General features: G+C 73.7%; 16 protein-coding genes. 7 read left to right on the top strand and 9 right to left on the bottom strand.

Features of this window, described 5'->3' with window-relative positions; translation table 11 throughout:
* Nucleotides 1–23: 23 nt before the first annotated feature.
* Nucleotides 24–1142, bottom strand: a complete 1119-nt coding sequence (gene ald, locus L3X23_RS31640) for an alanine dehydrogenase (protein WP_237196939.1) — start codon at nucleotides 1140–1142, stop codon at nucleotides 24–26.
* A 166-nt stretch (nucleotides 1143–1308) separates the two neighbouring features.
* Here ald and L3X23_RS31635 point away from each other — a divergent pair, with 166 nt between their 5' ends.
* Nucleotides 1309–1767 carry an Lrp/AsnC family transcriptional regulator gene (locus L3X23_RS31635; RefSeq protein WP_237196937.1) on the top strand — a complete coding sequence of 153 codons (459 nt, stop codon included), beginning with the start codon at nucleotides 1309–1311 and terminating at the stop codon, nucleotides 1765–1767.
* Here the strand turns inward: L3X23_RS31635 and L3X23_RS31630 are convergent.
* Both L3X23_RS31630 and L3X23_RS36415 read right to left on the bottom strand, forming a co-directional pair.
* A complete protein-coding gene (locus L3X23_RS31630; RefSeq protein WP_237196935.1) occupies nucleotides 1721–2644 on the bottom strand; it encodes a cation diffusion facilitator family transporter in 924 nt (307 codons plus the stop codon). The genes L3X23_RS31635 and L3X23_RS31630 overlap by 47 nt on opposite strands.
* 44 nt (nucleotides 2645–2688) lie before the next feature.
* Nucleotides 2689–3837, bottom strand: a complete 1149-nt coding sequence (locus L3X23_RS36415) for a CdaR family transcriptional regulator (protein ID WP_237196933.1) — start codon at nucleotides 3835–3837, stop codon at nucleotides 2689–2691.
* Nucleotides 3838–3957: 120 nt separating this feature from the next.
* On the opposite strand from L3X23_RS36415, the gene L3X23_RS31620 reads away from it, so the two are divergent.
* The 4 genes from L3X23_RS31620 to L3X23_RS31605 are packed head-to-tail and all read left to right on the top strand — an operon-like array spanning nucleotide 3958 to nucleotide 8289.
* Nucleotides 3958–5274 (top strand): MFS transporter, encoded by a 1317-nt coding sequence (locus tag L3X23_RS31620; RefSeq protein ID WP_237196931.1) that lies wholly within the window; start codon nucleotides 3958–3960, stop codon nucleotides 5272–5274.
* Nucleotides 5271–6833: a class I adenylate-forming enzyme family protein gene (locus L3X23_RS31615; protein ID WP_237196929.1), complete on the top strand. Its 1563-nt coding sequence runs from the start codon at nucleotides 5271–5273 to the stop codon at nucleotides 6831–6833. Before L3X23_RS31620 ends, L3X23_RS31615 begins: the two co-directional genes overlap by 4 nt.
* Nucleotides 6833–7165: a Zn-ribbon domain-containing OB-fold protein gene (locus L3X23_RS31610; RefSeq protein ID WP_237196927.1), complete on the top strand. Its 333-nt coding sequence runs from the start codon at nucleotides 6833–6835 to the stop codon at nucleotides 7163–7165. Before L3X23_RS31615 ends, L3X23_RS31610 begins: the two co-directional genes overlap by 1 nt.
* Nucleotides 7156–8289, top strand: a complete 1134-nt coding sequence (locus L3X23_RS31605; RefSeq protein ID WP_237196925.1) for a thiolase family protein — start codon at nucleotides 7156–7158, stop codon at nucleotides 8287–8289. Before L3X23_RS31610 ends, L3X23_RS31605 begins: the two co-directional genes overlap by 10 nt.
* Before the next feature lie 40 nt (nucleotides 8290–8329).
* Here the strand turns inward: L3X23_RS31605 and manA are convergent, their stop codons facing one another.
* The 5 genes from manA to L3X23_RS31580 all read right to left on the bottom strand — a co-directional run bounded on the left by manA (nucleotide 8330) and on the right by L3X23_RS31580 (nucleotide 12697).
* The gene (manA, locus tag L3X23_RS31600; protein ID WP_237196923.1) at nucleotides 8330–9532 is read right to left on the bottom strand and encodes a mannose-6-phosphate isomerase, class I; all 1203 of its coding nucleotides are present in this window, start codon (nucleotides 9530–9532) and stop codon (nucleotides 8330–8332) included.
* 11 nt (nucleotides 9533–9543) lie between these two features.
* Nucleotides 9544–10629, bottom strand: a complete 1086-nt coding sequence (locus tag L3X23_RS31595; RefSeq protein WP_237196922.1) for an SIS domain-containing protein — start codon at nucleotides 10627–10629, stop codon at nucleotides 9544–9546.
* 5 nt (nucleotides 10630–10634) lie between these two features.
* The gene (locus L3X23_RS31590) at nucleotides 10635–10826 is read right to left on the bottom strand and encodes a Trm112 family protein (RefSeq protein ID WP_237196920.1); all 192 of its coding nucleotides are present in this window, start codon (nucleotides 10824–10826) and stop codon (nucleotides 10635–10637) included.
* 92 nt (nucleotides 10827–10918) lie between these two features.
* A complete protein-coding gene (locus L3X23_RS31585) occupies nucleotides 10919–12280 on the bottom strand; it encodes a phosphomannomutase/phosphoglucomutase (RefSeq protein WP_237196918.1) in 1362 nt (453 codons plus the stop codon).
* A gap of 39 nt (nucleotides 12281–12319) precedes the next feature.
* Nucleotides 12320–12697, bottom strand: a complete 378-nt coding sequence (locus L3X23_RS31580) for a DUF3499 domain-containing protein (protein WP_093087018.1) — start codon at nucleotides 12695–12697, stop codon at nucleotides 12320–12322.
* Between the two features lie 90 nt (nucleotides 12698–12787).
* On the opposite strand from L3X23_RS31580, the gene L3X23_RS31575 reads away from it, so the two are divergent.
* Entirely contained in the window at nucleotides 12788–13279 is a 492-nt protein-coding gene (locus L3X23_RS31575) for a metallopeptidase family protein (RefSeq protein WP_237196916.1), read from the top strand.
* 68 nt (nucleotides 13280–13347) lie between these two features.
* Here the strand turns inward: L3X23_RS31575 and L3X23_RS31570 are convergent, their stop codons facing one another.
* Entirely contained in the window at nucleotides 13348–13620 is a 273-nt protein-coding gene (locus L3X23_RS31570; RefSeq protein ID WP_374205014.1) for a WhiB family transcriptional regulator, read from the bottom strand.
* A gap of 246 nt (nucleotides 13621–13866) precedes the next feature.
* Here L3X23_RS31570 and L3X23_RS31565 point away from each other — a divergent pair, with 246 nt between their 5' ends.
* The gene (locus L3X23_RS31565) at nucleotides 13867–14646 is read left to right on the top strand and encodes a site-2 protease family protein (RefSeq protein WP_374204952.1); all 780 of its coding nucleotides are present in this window, start codon (nucleotides 13867–13869) and stop codon (nucleotides 14644–14646) included.
* Nucleotides 14647–14671 lie beyond the last annotated feature (25 nt).

Below are 14671 nucleotides of genomic sequence, written 5' to 3'. Positions count from 1 at the left end.
TGGCGACGATCGCCGCGCACGGGTCAGGCGGTCAGGACGGACTCGACGGTCCGGGACTCCAGGCCGTGCGCGGCGGCGACCTCGGCGTTCGTCAGCACGCCCGCCCAGGTGTTGAGCCCGCCCGCCAGGGCCGGGTCGTCCCGCAGGGCCTGCTTCCACCCCTTGTCCGCCAACGCGATCGCGTACGGGAGCGTGACCGCGGCCAGCGCGTGGGTGGAGGTGTGCGGGACGGCGCCGGGCATGTTCGCGACGCAGTAGAAGACCGTCTCGTGCACCCGGAACGTGGGCTCGGCGTGCGTGGTGGGGCGGGTGTCGGCGAAGCAGCCGCCCTGGTCCACCGCGATGTCGACGAGCACCGCGCCGGGCTTCATCCGCGCGACGAGCTCGTTCGACACCAGGGTCGGGGCCTTCGCCCCGGGCACGAGCACGGCGCCGATGACGAGGTCCGCGTCGAGCACCGCCTTCTCGATGGCGTACGCGGTGGAGTGCACGGTCTCGACGCGGCCCTGGTACTGCGCGTCGATCCGGCGCAGGGCGTCGACGTTGAGGTCCAGCACGGTGACCCGGGCGCCCATCCCGACGGCGATCTGCACGGCGTGCGAGCCGGAGACCCCGGCCCCGAGGACGACGACGTGCGCGCGCGGCGCCCCGGGGACGCCGCCCATCAGCACGCCGCGGCCGCCCTGCGCGCTCATCAGGTGGTAGGCGCCGACCTGCGGGGCGAGCCGCCCGGCGACCTCGCTCATCGGGGCGAGCAGCGGGAGGCGGCCGTCGGCGGTGCGCACGGTCTCGTAGGCGACCGCGGTGGTGCCCGCGGCCAGCAGCGCATCGGTGCAGGCGCGGGAGGCGGCCAGGTGCAGGTAGGTGAACAGGGTCAGGTCGGGGCGCAGGCGGTGATACTCGGACTCGACCGGCTCCTTGACCTTGAGCAGCAGCTCGGCGGCGTCCCAGACCTCGTCCGCACTCGCGCGCAGCTCCGCGCCCGCGGCCTTGAACTCGTCGTCGGTGATCGAGGAACCCAGGCCCGCGCCCTGCTCGACGACGACCTCGTGACCGCGTCGGGTCAGCTCGTGCACGCCCGCGGGGGTCAGGGCCACCCGGAACTCGTTGTCCTTGACCTCTGCCGGTACGCCGATCCGCATGCCCAGTCCTTCCCGATCCGCCGGTGTCGGACACCAGTATCGAAGAAACGTCGCCAGAGCGGGAACTGAACGGTGGAAGATTCTGTAACCTCGTGGCATGTCGGAAGAATCGTCAGCGAGTGCGGCTCGGCGGGGTGCCTCACCGAACGATGTGCGGCTCGACCCGGTGGACCGCGCGATCCTGCGCGAGCTGGAGCTCGACGCACGCATCCCCAACAACGCGCTGGCCGAGCGGGTCGGGGTGGCCCCCTCGACGTGCCTGACCCGGGTCCGGTCGCTGCGCGAGCGCGGCGTGATCCGCGGCTTCCACGCGGACGTCGACCCGGCCGCGACCGGACGGCCGTTGCAGGCCATGGTGTCGGTCCGACTGCAGGCCGCGGCCCGACGGCGGATGCGCGAGTTCGAGGACGTCCTGACCCGGCTGCCCGAGGTGCGCGCCTGCTGGTTCCTCGCAGGCGTCGACGACTACCTGCTGAACGTGGCCGCGGCGGACTCGGCGGCGCTGCGGGACTTCGTGGTGGCGCTGAACTCCCGTGAGGAGGTCGCCAACACCCAGACGAGCCTGATCTTCGAGCAGGTCAGGAGGCGACCCGCGAACGATCCAGGTCCGGCTCGAGGTAGATGACCCGGGCCTCGGGCACGGCACCGCGGACCCGGGCCTCGGCCTCGTCGATCGCCGCGGCGACGGCGTCGACCGGCAGGCCCGACGTGAACCCGAGCTTCGCCGCCACCATCAGCTCCTCGGGGCCCAGGTAGAGGGTCTTGATGTGGATGACCCGCTCCACCGCGACGCCCGCCTCGAGCTCCCGGACGATCGTCGAGAGCAGCGGGGCGGCGGCGCCCTCGCCGATCAGCAGGCTCTTCATCTCGACGATCAGGATGATCGCGATGACACCGAGCAGGGTGCCGATGCAGAGCGTGCCGACGGCGTCCCAGACCGGGTCGCCCGTCAGCACGGTCAGGCCGACGCCCGCCAGCGCGAACACCAGACCGACCAGGGCGCCGGTGTCCTCCAGCAGCACCACGGGCAGCTCGGGCACCTTCGCCTGCCGGATGAACTGCCACCACGTCAGATCGCCCTTGAGCGGCGTCGACTCGCGCATCGCCGTGCGGAACGAGTAGCCCTCCAGGCACACCGCGACCAGCAGGATGATCACGGCGACCAGCGGCGAGGTCAGCGGCTCGGGCTCCTCCAGCTTGTGGATGCCCTCGTAGATCGCGAAGACCGAGCCGAGGGTGAAGAGCAACAACGCGACGACGAACGAGTAGAAGTACCGGTCCCGGCCGTAGCCGAAGGGGTGCTCCGGGTTGGCCCGGCGCCGGGCGGTCCGCCCGCCGAGCAGCAGCAGCCCCTGGTTGGCGGTGTCCGCCACCGAGTGCACCGCCTCCGCGAGCATGGACGACGACCCGGTGACCAGGTACCCGATGAACTTCGCCAGCGCGATGCCCGCGTTCGCCCCCAGAGCCGCGAGAATCGCGCGGGTCCCACCACCAGCCGACACGGCTCCCCCGTTCCGCCACGCACCGTTTCGTGATCGAACGCAGCCTAGCCCGGGTTGTCGAACTCCAACGCCCACCACACCTCGGCGAGCGTCTCGGTGTCGGTCAGGTCCGCCCCGGTGATCTCGACGAACCGCTCGACCCGGTACCGCACGGTGTTGGGGTGGACCGTCAGCACGCGGGCCGTCTCCGCGACGGACCGCCGGTGGGCGAGATGGACCCGCAGCGTGCGGAGCACGTCCCGTCCCATCCGGGTGCGCTGCAGCGGCCGGATGTAGCGCGCGCAGAGATGCTCACCTACATCCCGACGGTCGTACACGGCCAGCCGCAGACCCAGGGACGCGCGATCGACGATCCCGCGCCTGCCGGCCCGCAGTCCTCCGGCGAGCAGCTCCCCGGCGGCGCCGTAGACGTCGTGCAAGTCGGCGGGCACCCCGGGGCCGTCGACGGCGACGAGCCCGCCGCAGGGGAGGTCCGCGGGCGGCGGCGCACTCAGCACACCGACCACCTCGTCGTCCACCGGACCGAGCAGTGGGTCCGGGACGCCCGCCGTGCGAGCTGCCGCGAGCAGTTGCCGGGACAGCGGTCCACCCTCCTCGGGCCCGACACGCGCCCGCACCACCCAGTACCGGCCCGACCGCCGCAGCCCGTAGCCGAGCACGTCGTCGTCCGCCGAGGCGGGCGGCGGGAGCGTCCCCAGCAGGAGCGCCGTCAGGAAGGACACCCGCCTGCTCTCCTCGGCTCGAACCTGGTCCAGCTCGGCGCTGTGGTAGCCGGTCAGCATCGTCGTCGCAGTCTCGTCGGCGGACTGCCAGAGCCACTGCAGGCCGGTCACCAGGGCCTCGACGCCGACGCCCTCGGCCCGCCCCGTCTCGACGACGGCGTCCCGCAGCACCCCGTAGACCTCCCGGAACAGCGTGGTCATCGCCTCGGCGGGGATGCCCTGCCGGGCCCGCCTGCGACCGGTGGCGAACTCGTCCTCGGTCACCCGCTCCTGCGGTCGCGGATCACCACGCAGGACGGCGACCGCCCGCGAGACGTTGCGCCGCCCGGACGCCCGCAGGTCCTCCTCGTCGATCACGGCGTACGACGGGTGCTCCTGAGCCCGCGCCCATTGCCGGGACACGATCTCCTCGGCGCGGGCCGCCATGGCGGCCGCGATGGCTTGCAGCTCGGCGGCGACCTCGGCAGGCACACCTTTTGGCTCCAGCTCCAAACGAAGCGCCTCCTTGTTAGTCCGATCACCATACATTTCGTAGCCGAGCGCGAATACCGTCCGGACCACTACCGAACCAATGAAGGTGGGGAGTCCCGGATGTCAGTGACCTCGGATCCGTCGCCCGGTGCGGCGGCGACACCGCGCCGCGCCATCGTGGCCTCGGCGATCGGCAACGCCGTGGAGTGGTACGACTTCGCCGTCTACGGCTTCGTCGCCGTCTACCTCGGTTCGCTGTTCTTCCCGACCGGCGATCCCGCCACCGAGCTGCTGGCGGGTTTCGCGGTGTTCGGCCTGACGTTCTTCGTCCGACCGCTCGGCGGGCTGGTGCTCGGCCCGATCGCGGACCGACTCGGCCGCCGCGGCGTGCTGATCTTCGCCCTCACCATGATGGCGGCCGCGACGACCCTGATCGGTGTCCTGCCCACGTACGCCACCATCGGCATCGCGGCGCCGATCCTGCTGGTGTTGCTCCGCTCGTTGCAGGGCTTCTCGGCCGGCGGCGAGTACGGCAGCGTGACCAGCTACGTACTCGAACACGCCGGTCCGGCCCGCCGCGGGTATGCGATGTCTTGGATCATGTTCGCCTGCGTGGTCGGGTTCGTGCTCGGCGCGGTCGTCGCGACCGGGCTGGGCGCGGTCCTCGGCACCGAGGCGATGGCCGCCTGGGGCTGGCGGGTCCCGTTCCTGATCGCCGGGCCGCTCGGCCTGATCGGGCTCTACATCCGGCTCCGGCTGCAGGAGTCGCCGGAGTTCGCCGCGATCGCCGAGCGCGCCGAGACCACCCGCGCGCCGCTGAAGGACGTCTTCCGGTACCGCCGCAGCCTGGCCGCCGCGCTCCTGATCGGCGCCTTCCACTCGGCGGCCTTCTACACCGTGATGACGTTCCTGCCCTCCTTCGTCGGCAGGACGGTCGGCCGGGGTGCCACGGTCGCGTTCTGGGCCTCGCTGGCCGTGGGCGCCGCGACGATGGCGGTGATGCCGTACCTGGGCGGGCTCAGTGACCGGATCGGGCGCAGACCGATCCTGGTGGGCGCGGCCATCGGGTTCGCGGTGCTGTCGGTCCCGCTGCTGATCGCCGTCCGAGACGCCCCGACCGGCCTGGCCGTGGCCGCCCAAGCGGTGTTCGGCCTGCTCCTGGGGGTGTTGATCTCCACGACGCTGGTCGCGATGACCGAGATCTTCCCGACGGCGGTCCGCTCGACGGCTGCAGCCGTGGGCTACAACGTCTCCGCCGCGGTGTTCGGCGGGACCGCCCCGTTCATCGCCACCCTGCTCGTCGGGCTCACCGGGACCGTCATCGCGCCCGGCTACTATCTCATCGCGACGGCGCTGCTCGGGCTCGTCGGAGCCCTGATCCTGCCTGCCCCGGCGGCGGCCGTCGTCCTCGGGCAGGACCGGGTGGCGAGCCGATGAGCGCGATCTCGGCCGCAGCCGAGGCGGGCGCGGTGGAGACCCTGTGGCCTGCCCTGCGCCGGAGTCTGTGGCTGCACCGGACGAGCCCCGCGCTGCGCTGGGCGGACGCGACCTGGACCTACGACGACCTCGCCGCCGCCGTCGCGGACCGAGCCCGCGCGCTGACGGCGGCCGGGGTCGGGCGCGGCGACCGGGTCGTGCTGGTCGTCGCCAACGGCCCCGGCTATCTCGTCACCGATCTCGCGCTGCTCGCCGTCGGCGCGGTGAAGGTGCCGGTCAGCGCGATGCTGTCGGCCCCCGAGGTCGCCGCGATCGCCGACCGGGTCCGCCCGGCGGCCGCCGCGGTGTCCGGGGACACGGCGCCCCTGCTCGCGGACCTGCCCGACCTGCCTCGGCTCGTCGTCGACCACGAGCGGGCGCCGGCCGCACCGGACGCACACGCAGCGCTGGCCCGTCATCCCGGAGCGACGCCGGACGAGCCCGCGGCGATCTACTTCTCCAGTGGGACGACGGGTGCGCCGAAGGGCATCGTGCATTCCGGCCGCGGGCTGCTGGCCAACCTGTGGTCCCACGTCGTCGAGGCCGGGATCGGGGCGACCGACGTCCTGCTGCTGACCTCCCCGATGGCCCATGCCGCCGGTCTGTTCGCGCAGGTGGGGCTGCTGCGCGGGGCATGCGTGCGGATCGAGGCCGGGTTCGACCCGGCCCGCTTCCGCGATCGGGTCGAGGGCGATGGCGTCACCTGGACCTTCGCCGTCCCCACCATGATCAACCGGTTGTTGGACCTGGCCGAGGAGCAGGACTGGACTCCCACGACGCTGCGCACGGTGCAGTACGGGGCCGCCCCGATCTCCCCCACACTGCTGCGTCGAGCGCTCGGCCGTTTCGGCCCGGTGCTGCAGCAGCTCTACGCCCAGACCGAGTGCCCGAACTACGCGACCGTGCTGTCCAAGGCCGACCACGTCGCCGCCCTGGCGGACGAGACCCTGCTCGGGTCCGCGGGCAGGCCGGCACTGATGTGCGAGGTGACCGTCCGCGGGGACGACGGCGCGGCACTGCCGCCGGGCGTGACCGGCGAGGTCTGCCTGCGCTCCCCGTACACGATGACCGGCTACTGGGAGGACCCGCAGGGCTATCGGGACCGCTTCCACGGGCGGTGGTTGCGCACCGGGGACGTCGGCTACCTCAGCGCCGCCGGCTATCTGTACCTCGTCGACCGGAGGAACGACATGATCGTGAGTGGCGGGATGAACGTGCACTCCATCGAGGTGGAGCAGGCCGTGCAGGCGGTACCGGGGGTGCGGGCCGCGGCCGTGATCGGGACGCCGCACCCGGACTGGGGCGAGGCGGTGCACGCCGTCGTCGTACCCGATGCGGACACCGACCCGGAGGCGTTGCCCGCACGGGTGCTCGCCGAGGTCCGGCAGCGGCTGGCGGGTTACAAGCGGCCGAAGACCGTGGAGCTCGTGGCGGATCTGCCCGTGACCCGTTACGGCAAGGTCGACAAGAAGGCGCTGCGCGCCCCCCACTGGGCCGGCTCCACGCGGGCGATCCACTGATGGCCGCCGCCTACGGGGTGCGCCTCATCGAGGACGCCGTCGAGGGGTCCTCCTGCCCGCGCTGCGGATACGCGTGCGCACCGGCGATCCCGCGGTGTCCGGCCTGCGGCGGCACCGCCGTGGCCGCCCGCTTCGACCCCACCGGCCGAGTCTGGTCGGCGACCGACGTCGCGCTCAGCGTCGCCGCATTCGGTCCCGGGACGCTGAGCTACGTGGACCTGGACGGCGGCCCGCGGGTGCTCGTCCGCGGCACCCGCCCACCCGCGGCGCCGGGCACCCGGGTGCGGCTCGTCGCGTCCGAGTCCGGGATGGAGGTCGAACCGTGCAGGTAGCGCTCCAGGGGGCGGGCATGGCCCGCTTCGGCAAACAGCCCGAACGCCGCGCGGAGGACCTCGCAGCCGAGGCCGTCATGCAGGCGTTGGAGCGAGCGGGCGTCGAGCCCGCCGACGTCGGCGCGGTCTACGTCGGGACCGCCCTCGGCGCCGTCGGCGTCGGCCCGCGGATCGCGCGGGCGAGCGGTCTCACCGGCGGGCCTGCCCTCTCCCTCGAGGCCGCCTGCGCGAGCGGGACGGTCGCCGCGCACCACGCGCTCGGCGCGGTGGCCCGCGGCGAGCATCGCTACACCGTCGCGCTGGGTATCGAGATGCTGTCGTCGCGGTTCCGCGGAGCGCTCGTTCCCGAGCCCACGGACGCGGACGGGGCCGTCGGGCTGCCGCTTCCGGGCCTGTACGCCTTGCAGGCGCACTGGTACGCCGCACGGTACGAGGTCGACCTCGACCGTCTCGCACTGGTCTCGGTGAAGAACCGGGCCGCGGGAGCGCTCAACCCGCGCGCCGTGCAGCGCACCACCACGACCGTCGAGGAGGTGCTGGCCAGCAGGCCGATCGCCGACCCGCTGACGTTCCTGCAGTGCTGCCCGATGGTGGACGGCGCGGCGGCCGCCGTGTTCGGCCCCGCCTCCGGACGCCCGGACGAGGTCGTGGTCGCCGCCTCCGTCGTCGAGGGTGGGCGGGCCTGGCCGGACCCGCGCGAGGACCGGCCGTGGGGGTGGGCCTGCGTCCGCCGGGCGGCCCAGGCGGCCGAGCGGATGCTCGGCGAGCCGCTTTCGACGGGATCGCTGTTCGAGGTGCACGACGCGTTCACGGTCGGCGAGGTGCTCACCGTCGAGGCACTCGGGCTGGTCGGGGAGGGCACGGCGCTCGACGCCCTCGCCGACGGTGTCTTCGACCGGGACGGCGCGATCCCGGTGAACCCGAGCGGTGGGCTGCTGGCCCGCGGACACCCACTCGGCGCCACCGGGGTCGCCCAGCTCACCGAGAGCTGGCTGCAGCTGCGCGGCGAAGCGGAGGCGATCCAGGTCCCGAATGCCCGGCGCGCGGTCGTCGAGACAATGGGCGGCGGGGCGAGCGGCCTGGACGGCAACTGCGCGGCTGTGATCGTCCTGGATCGCGTGTGATCGGTGCCCGGGTGGCGCTCCGCCACCCGGGCCGCACGCGTCAGAGCGCGTCGCCCGCCAGGTAGAGCTGCGTGCCCGGCTCCGCGCTCTCGATCTCCACGCCGTGCTCGGCCGCGCCGAGGAACAGGGCACGCCCCTTGGTGAGCCCCAGCACCGCGTCCCCCGAGCGCACGCAGGCCTTGCCCGCCGTGCAGAGGAGGATCCGCGGGCCGCCCGCGGGGACCGGCAGCCGCGCCGTCAGTCCGTCGGCGCCGTGCCAGGCGCGCAGCAGGAACTCCTCGGCCGGGGTGTCGTAGCGCAGCCACTCCCCGTCCGGGGTGCCGGCGTGGATGGGCGGCGGGCCCGCGGTGAAGTCCAGGACCCGCAACAGCTCCGGGACGTCGACGTGTTTGCTGGTCAGCCCGCCGCGCAGCACGTTGTCGGAGTTCGCCATCAGCTCGACGCCCGCGCCCTGCAGGTAGGCGTGCAGGTTCCCGGCGGGCAGGTAGGCGGCCTGCCCCGGCTGCAGCACGACCCGGTTGAGCAGCAGGGCGGCGAGCACACCGGCGTCGCCGGGGTAGCGCTCGGAGAGCTCCAGGGCGGTGCGGGCTTCGAGCGCCCAGCCGTCCGCCGCCCCGGCGAGGCGGACCGCGGCCTTCTGCAGGGCGGGGACCAGCTCGTCGAGCATCCCCTGCGGCAGGGTGATCCAGGTGGTGAAGAGCGCGCGCAGCCCGTCGGCGTCCGGCTGGGCGGCGAGCAGGTCGACGTGGGCGGCGAGCTCGGGCACGTCGAGCGCCCGTAGCAGGCCGAGCGTCTCCACCGGGTCCCGGAAGCCGACGAGGGCGTGGAACTCGGTGAGCGCGCAGATCAGCTCGGGCTTGTGGTTGGGGTCCTTGTAGTTGCGGTGCGACGCGTCGAGCGGGATGCCCGCGGCGTTCTCCCGCGCGAAGCCCTCCTTCGCCTGGCCGAGGCTCGGGTGGGCCTGCAGGCTCAGCGGCTCGTCGGCCGCGAGGACCTTGAGCAGGAACGGCAGGGTGCCCGACCAGCGCGCCGCGCGCTCGGTCCCGAGGTGGGTCTCGGGGTCGGCGGCGAGCAGCTCGAGCAGGCTGGCGCCGTGGGCGAGCCGCGACGGATCGCCCGGGTGGGCCCCCAGCCACATCTCGGCCTGCGGGTGCGGGCTCGGGACGGGTTCGCCCAGCAGCTCGGCGATGACCGTGCGCGAGCCCCACGCGTACGGCCGCACCGGGTTCTCCAGAGACTCCAACGGACTTCCCCTCAGGCGGGCTCGATCGTGCGGGTCGCCAGACCCAGGTAGACAGCGGCCGCGTCGAGTCGCGAGGCGAGCACGGCGGCGCGCAGCAGCCCCGCGTCCCGGGTGCCCCGGGCGATCTCGTCGACGGGATGGTGCAGGTCGGCGGGCCAGCCGCGGCCGGTGCGGCGCACGGCGACCTGGCCCGGGTCGTCCTCGCCGGTGGCGAGCAGGACCAGGCGTACCGGCGGCGCGTCCGGGCCCGGGTCGTCGAACGGGTCCCGGAAGACGTCCGTGCCCTGCTCGGCGAGGTCGACGGCCCGGCGCAGCCCGGTCGCGGTCGCGGCCTGGGCGATGTCGGCGGAGTAGGCGACGACACCGGCGTGCGTGGCCAGCGCGGTGGCCCCGTGTCCGGCGACGGCGGTCGCGGCGGGGTCGGTCCCCCACAGCAGCGGGGTGTGCTCGGCGATCCGCAGGGCCAGGGACTTCGCCGGGTTCATGAACGGCTCGTGGCCGGGTTGGTTGCGCTCGGCCTCGGCGTCGAGCGCGTCGGCCAGGGAGTCGAGGTGTGCGTCCAGGCCGCCCGGCCACAGCTGCAGCGCGGACGCCACGGACAGCCCGACGGCGAGGGCGCGCGGCAGGTCCAGACCCGGGGGCACCGGGATCCGCGGCTCGACGAACCGCGCGCGGCCCGCCCCCGCGCTGGCGACCGGGCCCTCGGCGGGCGCGGAGAGGACGACCTCGGCGCCGCGCGACACGGCGCGGGCCACGGACTCGGCGAGCTCGGTGTCGGTGGGGTCGGCCGACTGGGCCAGCACGACGTCGAGCGGGCCGACCCAGGACGGCACCACGTCGGTGAGTACGAAGGGCACCGGGCTCTGCGCGCCGAGCAGGGCCCCCAGCAGCTCCCCCGCCGCACCCGAGGCGCCCGGCCTGCGCAGCACCACCAGGGCGCGCGGTCGGTGCCCCGCCAGGTCCGCCAGCCCCGCGTCGGCGGCGGACTGCGCCGCCGAGCGGACCTGCGCGCCGGCCGTGGCGACCGCGCGCAGCACGCCCGCTCCGTCGGCGGTGGCCAGCGCGGCGGGGTCGGCGAGGAGGGTGTCGTCGAGCACCGGGATCACCCGGTGGATTCGTCGGCCGTGCCTGCAGGCTGCGCCTCCGACAGCAGCAGCACCGGGATGCCGTCCACGATCGGATAGCGACGCGCGCACACCGTACACACCAGCTCGGCCGCCTCCTGGCGGAGCGGAGCGTGATCCTCTGCGGGGCAGGCCAGGATCTCCATCAGCCGGTCGTCGAGCGCGTGCATGCTTCTCCTCACGTGACCTGTCCACAATGCTGCCAGGGCAGGCGGCAGAGCGCCGGGTCCGTACGGGTACTGAGCGGGCGGGTCGAGTGTCCTCAGGCGCGGACGATCGCCAGGACCTCGTCCCGCAGGGCCGCGACGGCGGCGGGGTCGGCCGCCTCCACGTTCAGCCGCAGCAGCGGCTCGGTGTTCGAGGCACGCAGGTTGAACCAGGCCCCGTCCGGCTGGAAGACGGTCAGCCCGTCGAGCCCGTCGAACGTGACGCCGGGGCGCGCGCCCCAGACCTCCTTGACCGCCGCGACCCGGTCCGCCTGGTCCGCGACCGTCGAGTTGATCTCGCCGCTGGCCGAGTAGCGCTCGTAGACGCCCATCAGCTCCGACAGCGGGCCCGCCTGCTCCCCCAGCGCCGCCAGCACGTGCAGCGCCGCGAGCATGCCGGAGTCGGCCTTCCAGAAGTCCTTGAAGTAGTAGTGCGCGGAGTGCTCGCCGCCGAACACCGCGCCGGTCTCGGCCATCGTCTGCTTGATGAACGAGTGGCCGACGCGGGTGCGCACCGGCTGCCCGCCGTGCTCGCGCACGAGCTCCGGCACGGCCTTGGAGGTGATCAGGTTGTGGATGATCGCGGCACCGGGGGCCTTGGCCAGCTCGCGCACGGCGACCAGGCCGGTGATGGCGCTGGGGCTGACCGGCTCCCCGCGCTCGTCGACGACGAAGCAGCGGTCCGCGTCGCCGTCGAACGCCAGGCCCAGGTCGGCGCCCGCGGCGACGACCGCCTTCTGCAGGTCGACGAGGTTCGCCGGGTCGAGCGGGTTGGCCTCGTGGTTCGGGAAGGAGCCGTCCAGCTCGAAGTACAGGGGCACGACGTCGCACGGCAGCCCGCCGAGCACCTCGGGCACGGTGAACCCGCCCATGCCGTTCCCCGCGTCCACCACGACCTTCAGCGGCCGGATGCCGGTGAGGTCGACCAGGCCGCGCAGGTACTCCGCGTAGCCCTCGACCATCGCCTGGCGCCGCACCGACCCGCCGCCGGGGCCCGCGGGGACACCCTGCTCGACGGCCTCGCGGATCGCGCTCAGGCCGGTGTCCTGCCCGATCGGGGTGGCCCCGGCGCGACAGAGCTTGATGCCGTTGTACTTGGCCGGGTTGTGGCTCGCGGTGAACATCGCACCCGGGACGTCCAGCGTGCCCGCCGCGAAGTAGAGCATGTCCGTGCTGGCCAGGCCGATGTCCACCACGTCGAGCCCCTGGCCGGTGACCCCCTCGGCGAAGGCCTCGGCGAGCCCGGGACTGGAGTCCCGCATGTCGTAGCCGACCGCGACGGTGCGCGCCCCCTCGCCCCCGACCAGTCGGGCGAGCGCCGCACCGATCTCGCGCACCGTGGAGGCGTGCAGCTGCTCGCCCACGACACCGCGGATGTCGTACGCCTTGACGATCTGGCTCAGGTCCACCTCGGGCACGATGAGCAACCCTAGGGCATGTCACCCCGGGTGATCGCCTCAGTCCTCCGGCGGAGTGGGCAGCACCCGCAGGTGGCCGCGGCGGCCGGTGGGGCCACCCGGCCCGGCCGTGACGTCCACGCTCGCGATCTCGATCGGGCGATCCATCCGCCCCGCCTCGCGGACCGCCTCGGCCAGCGCGGTGAGGTCGTCTCCGGTGTGCTGCGGGGGCGCGAACTCGCCCTCGAACCGCACGACCTCCCAGCCGCGGGGGGCGGTGAGCCGGTGGGCGTGCGCGGTGCACAGGTCGTAGGTGTGCGGCTCGGCCTGCGTCGCCAGCGGCCCGACGACGGCGGTCGAGTCGGCGTAGACGTAGGTGAGAGTGGCCACCGCGAGCTCGGTGCAGCCGCTCCGCGAACACCTCCGGACACTCAGCACGTCCGAGACGATAACCCGCGGGACCCGCCGCACCCCGCTGCGACGCGCGGGTGCATGTCCCCCGCACCGGGGCGCCGTACCATTCCGTCCGTGCCCGACCCCAGTCCGCGTTCGACCCACCGGTCGCGTCGCTCCCCCCGCCGCCGCGACCGGCGGGGCCGGAGCCTGCGCGGTCTGCTCTACCCGGTGACCACGCCCTCGTTCAAGACGCGGGCGGAGCGGTTCGACGCGCGGGTGCTCGAGGCCCTGGAGCCGATCGAGCTGCGCTGGGGGCCGGAACTGGTGGATCTGGACCTCGCCGTGGACGAGGTGCCCGAGGTGCGGCAGACCTCGCCCGAGGAGGTCGTCTGGGGGGCGGGTGTGCTGGCCGACGCGGGGGTGCCGCTCGCGCAGCTGGTGCCCGCGGGCGTGGACCCGGCGGGGCTGCCGTCCCGGGCCCGGATCGTGCTCTACCGGCGGCCGCTGGAGGCGCGGGCACGCGGGGGCGCGGATCTGGGCGAGCTGCTCCACGAGGTGCTGGTGGAGCAGGTCGCCGAGTACCTCAACATCGAGCCCGACGCCGTCGAGGGCGGCGCGGACTAGCGGCACGGACCGGCGGCACGGACCGGGGAACGTCCCGAGGGGCCTGCAGCCCCCCGGGAAGGACGGTCCTAGACCGCCGCGCGGCGCAGCCGACGCCGCTCGCGCTCCGAGAGCCCACCCCAGATGCCGAACCGCTCGTCCTGGGCCAGGGCGTACTCGAGGCACTCGGCGCGGACCTCGCAGCCCGCGCAGATGCGCTTGGCCTCGCGGGTGGAGCCGCCCTTCTCGGGGAAGAACGCCTCCGGGTCCGTCTGCGCGCACAGCGCGCGCTCCTGCCAGTCCTCGAGCTCGCCGTCCTCCTGGCCGTCCAGGAGGGTCCCCCGCTCGACCAGTGTGTCGATGAGCCGCAGCCCCTCGTGGGGGCCACTCCGCTCGCCGATCTCCGCTGCGCCGCCGAACGGCTCCGCGTCCTCGATCGCGCCCGTCCCTGCGACGAACACGGTGTCCGTGAAAACGTCCACTCGCCCACCTCCCCGCGCCCCGGCGAATGACACCGACGTAAGTACAGCGGTGAAGGCACCCTTCACGCAACCCGGCGCTGCCGACCGGGTGACGGGCTCCACCCCTTCGGTCCCCCGTTCGGCACAATGGGTCAAGTGCGTGCTGCTCCGACCCGAATAAGTCCGTGGTTCCTGCTGCTGGTGGCGGTGACCGCCGTCGGCGCGGTGCTCTGCGTACTGGGCACGGCGCAGGCGCGCGAGGGGTCGTTGGCCCTGCTCACGGCGGGTGTCGTGCTCCTCGTCCTGGGCGGCTGGTGTGTGTCGCTGTGCCTGCACGAGTGGGGCCACGCCTACACCGCCCACCGCGGCGGGGACGACGGGATCGAGAACCGCGGGTACCTCACGCTGGATATCCGGCGCTACGCGAACGTCGGCCTGTCGTTCGTGCTGCCCGTGGTGTTCCTGCTGCTCGGGGGCATCCCGCTGCCCGGCGGCGCGGTGTGGATCAACCAGTGGGCCCTGCGCAGCAAGCGGATCCGCTCGCTCGTCTCGCTGGCCGGACCGGCGATGAACCTGGTCATCGGGGTGCTGCTGAGCCTCGCGGTGATCTTCGTCCCGATGTCGCTGGGGCTCGCCGTGGGGCTGTCCTGTCTGGCCCTGATCCAGATCCTGGCCTTCGTGCTGAACATCCTGCCGGTGCCCGGACTGGACGGGTACGGGGTCGTCGAGCCGTGGCTCTCACCCTCGGCCCAGCGGCTCGGCGCCAAGGTCCGGCCGTGGGCCCCGCTCGTGCTGTTCGTGCTGGTCATCGGCGTGCCGGGAGTCGCTCAGGCGCTCTTCGGGGTGGGCCAGATCCTGTTCTCGGCGATCGGTGGGGACGCCGACTACGCCGCCACCGGCTACTCCCTGCTGCTGTTCTGGCGCTGACTCTCCCCAACGGTCGACCCGTTGC

The sequence above is a fragment of the Pseudonocardia sp. WMMC193 genome (assembly GCF_021728735.1).
Taxonomy (GTDB): Bacteria; Actinomycetota; Actinomycetes; order Mycobacteriales; family Pseudonocardiaceae; genus Pseudonocardia; species Pseudonocardia oroxyli.
The sequence above is the reverse complement of the archived record's forward strand: the minus strand, read 5'-3'. Positions and strand labels throughout refer to the sequence as shown.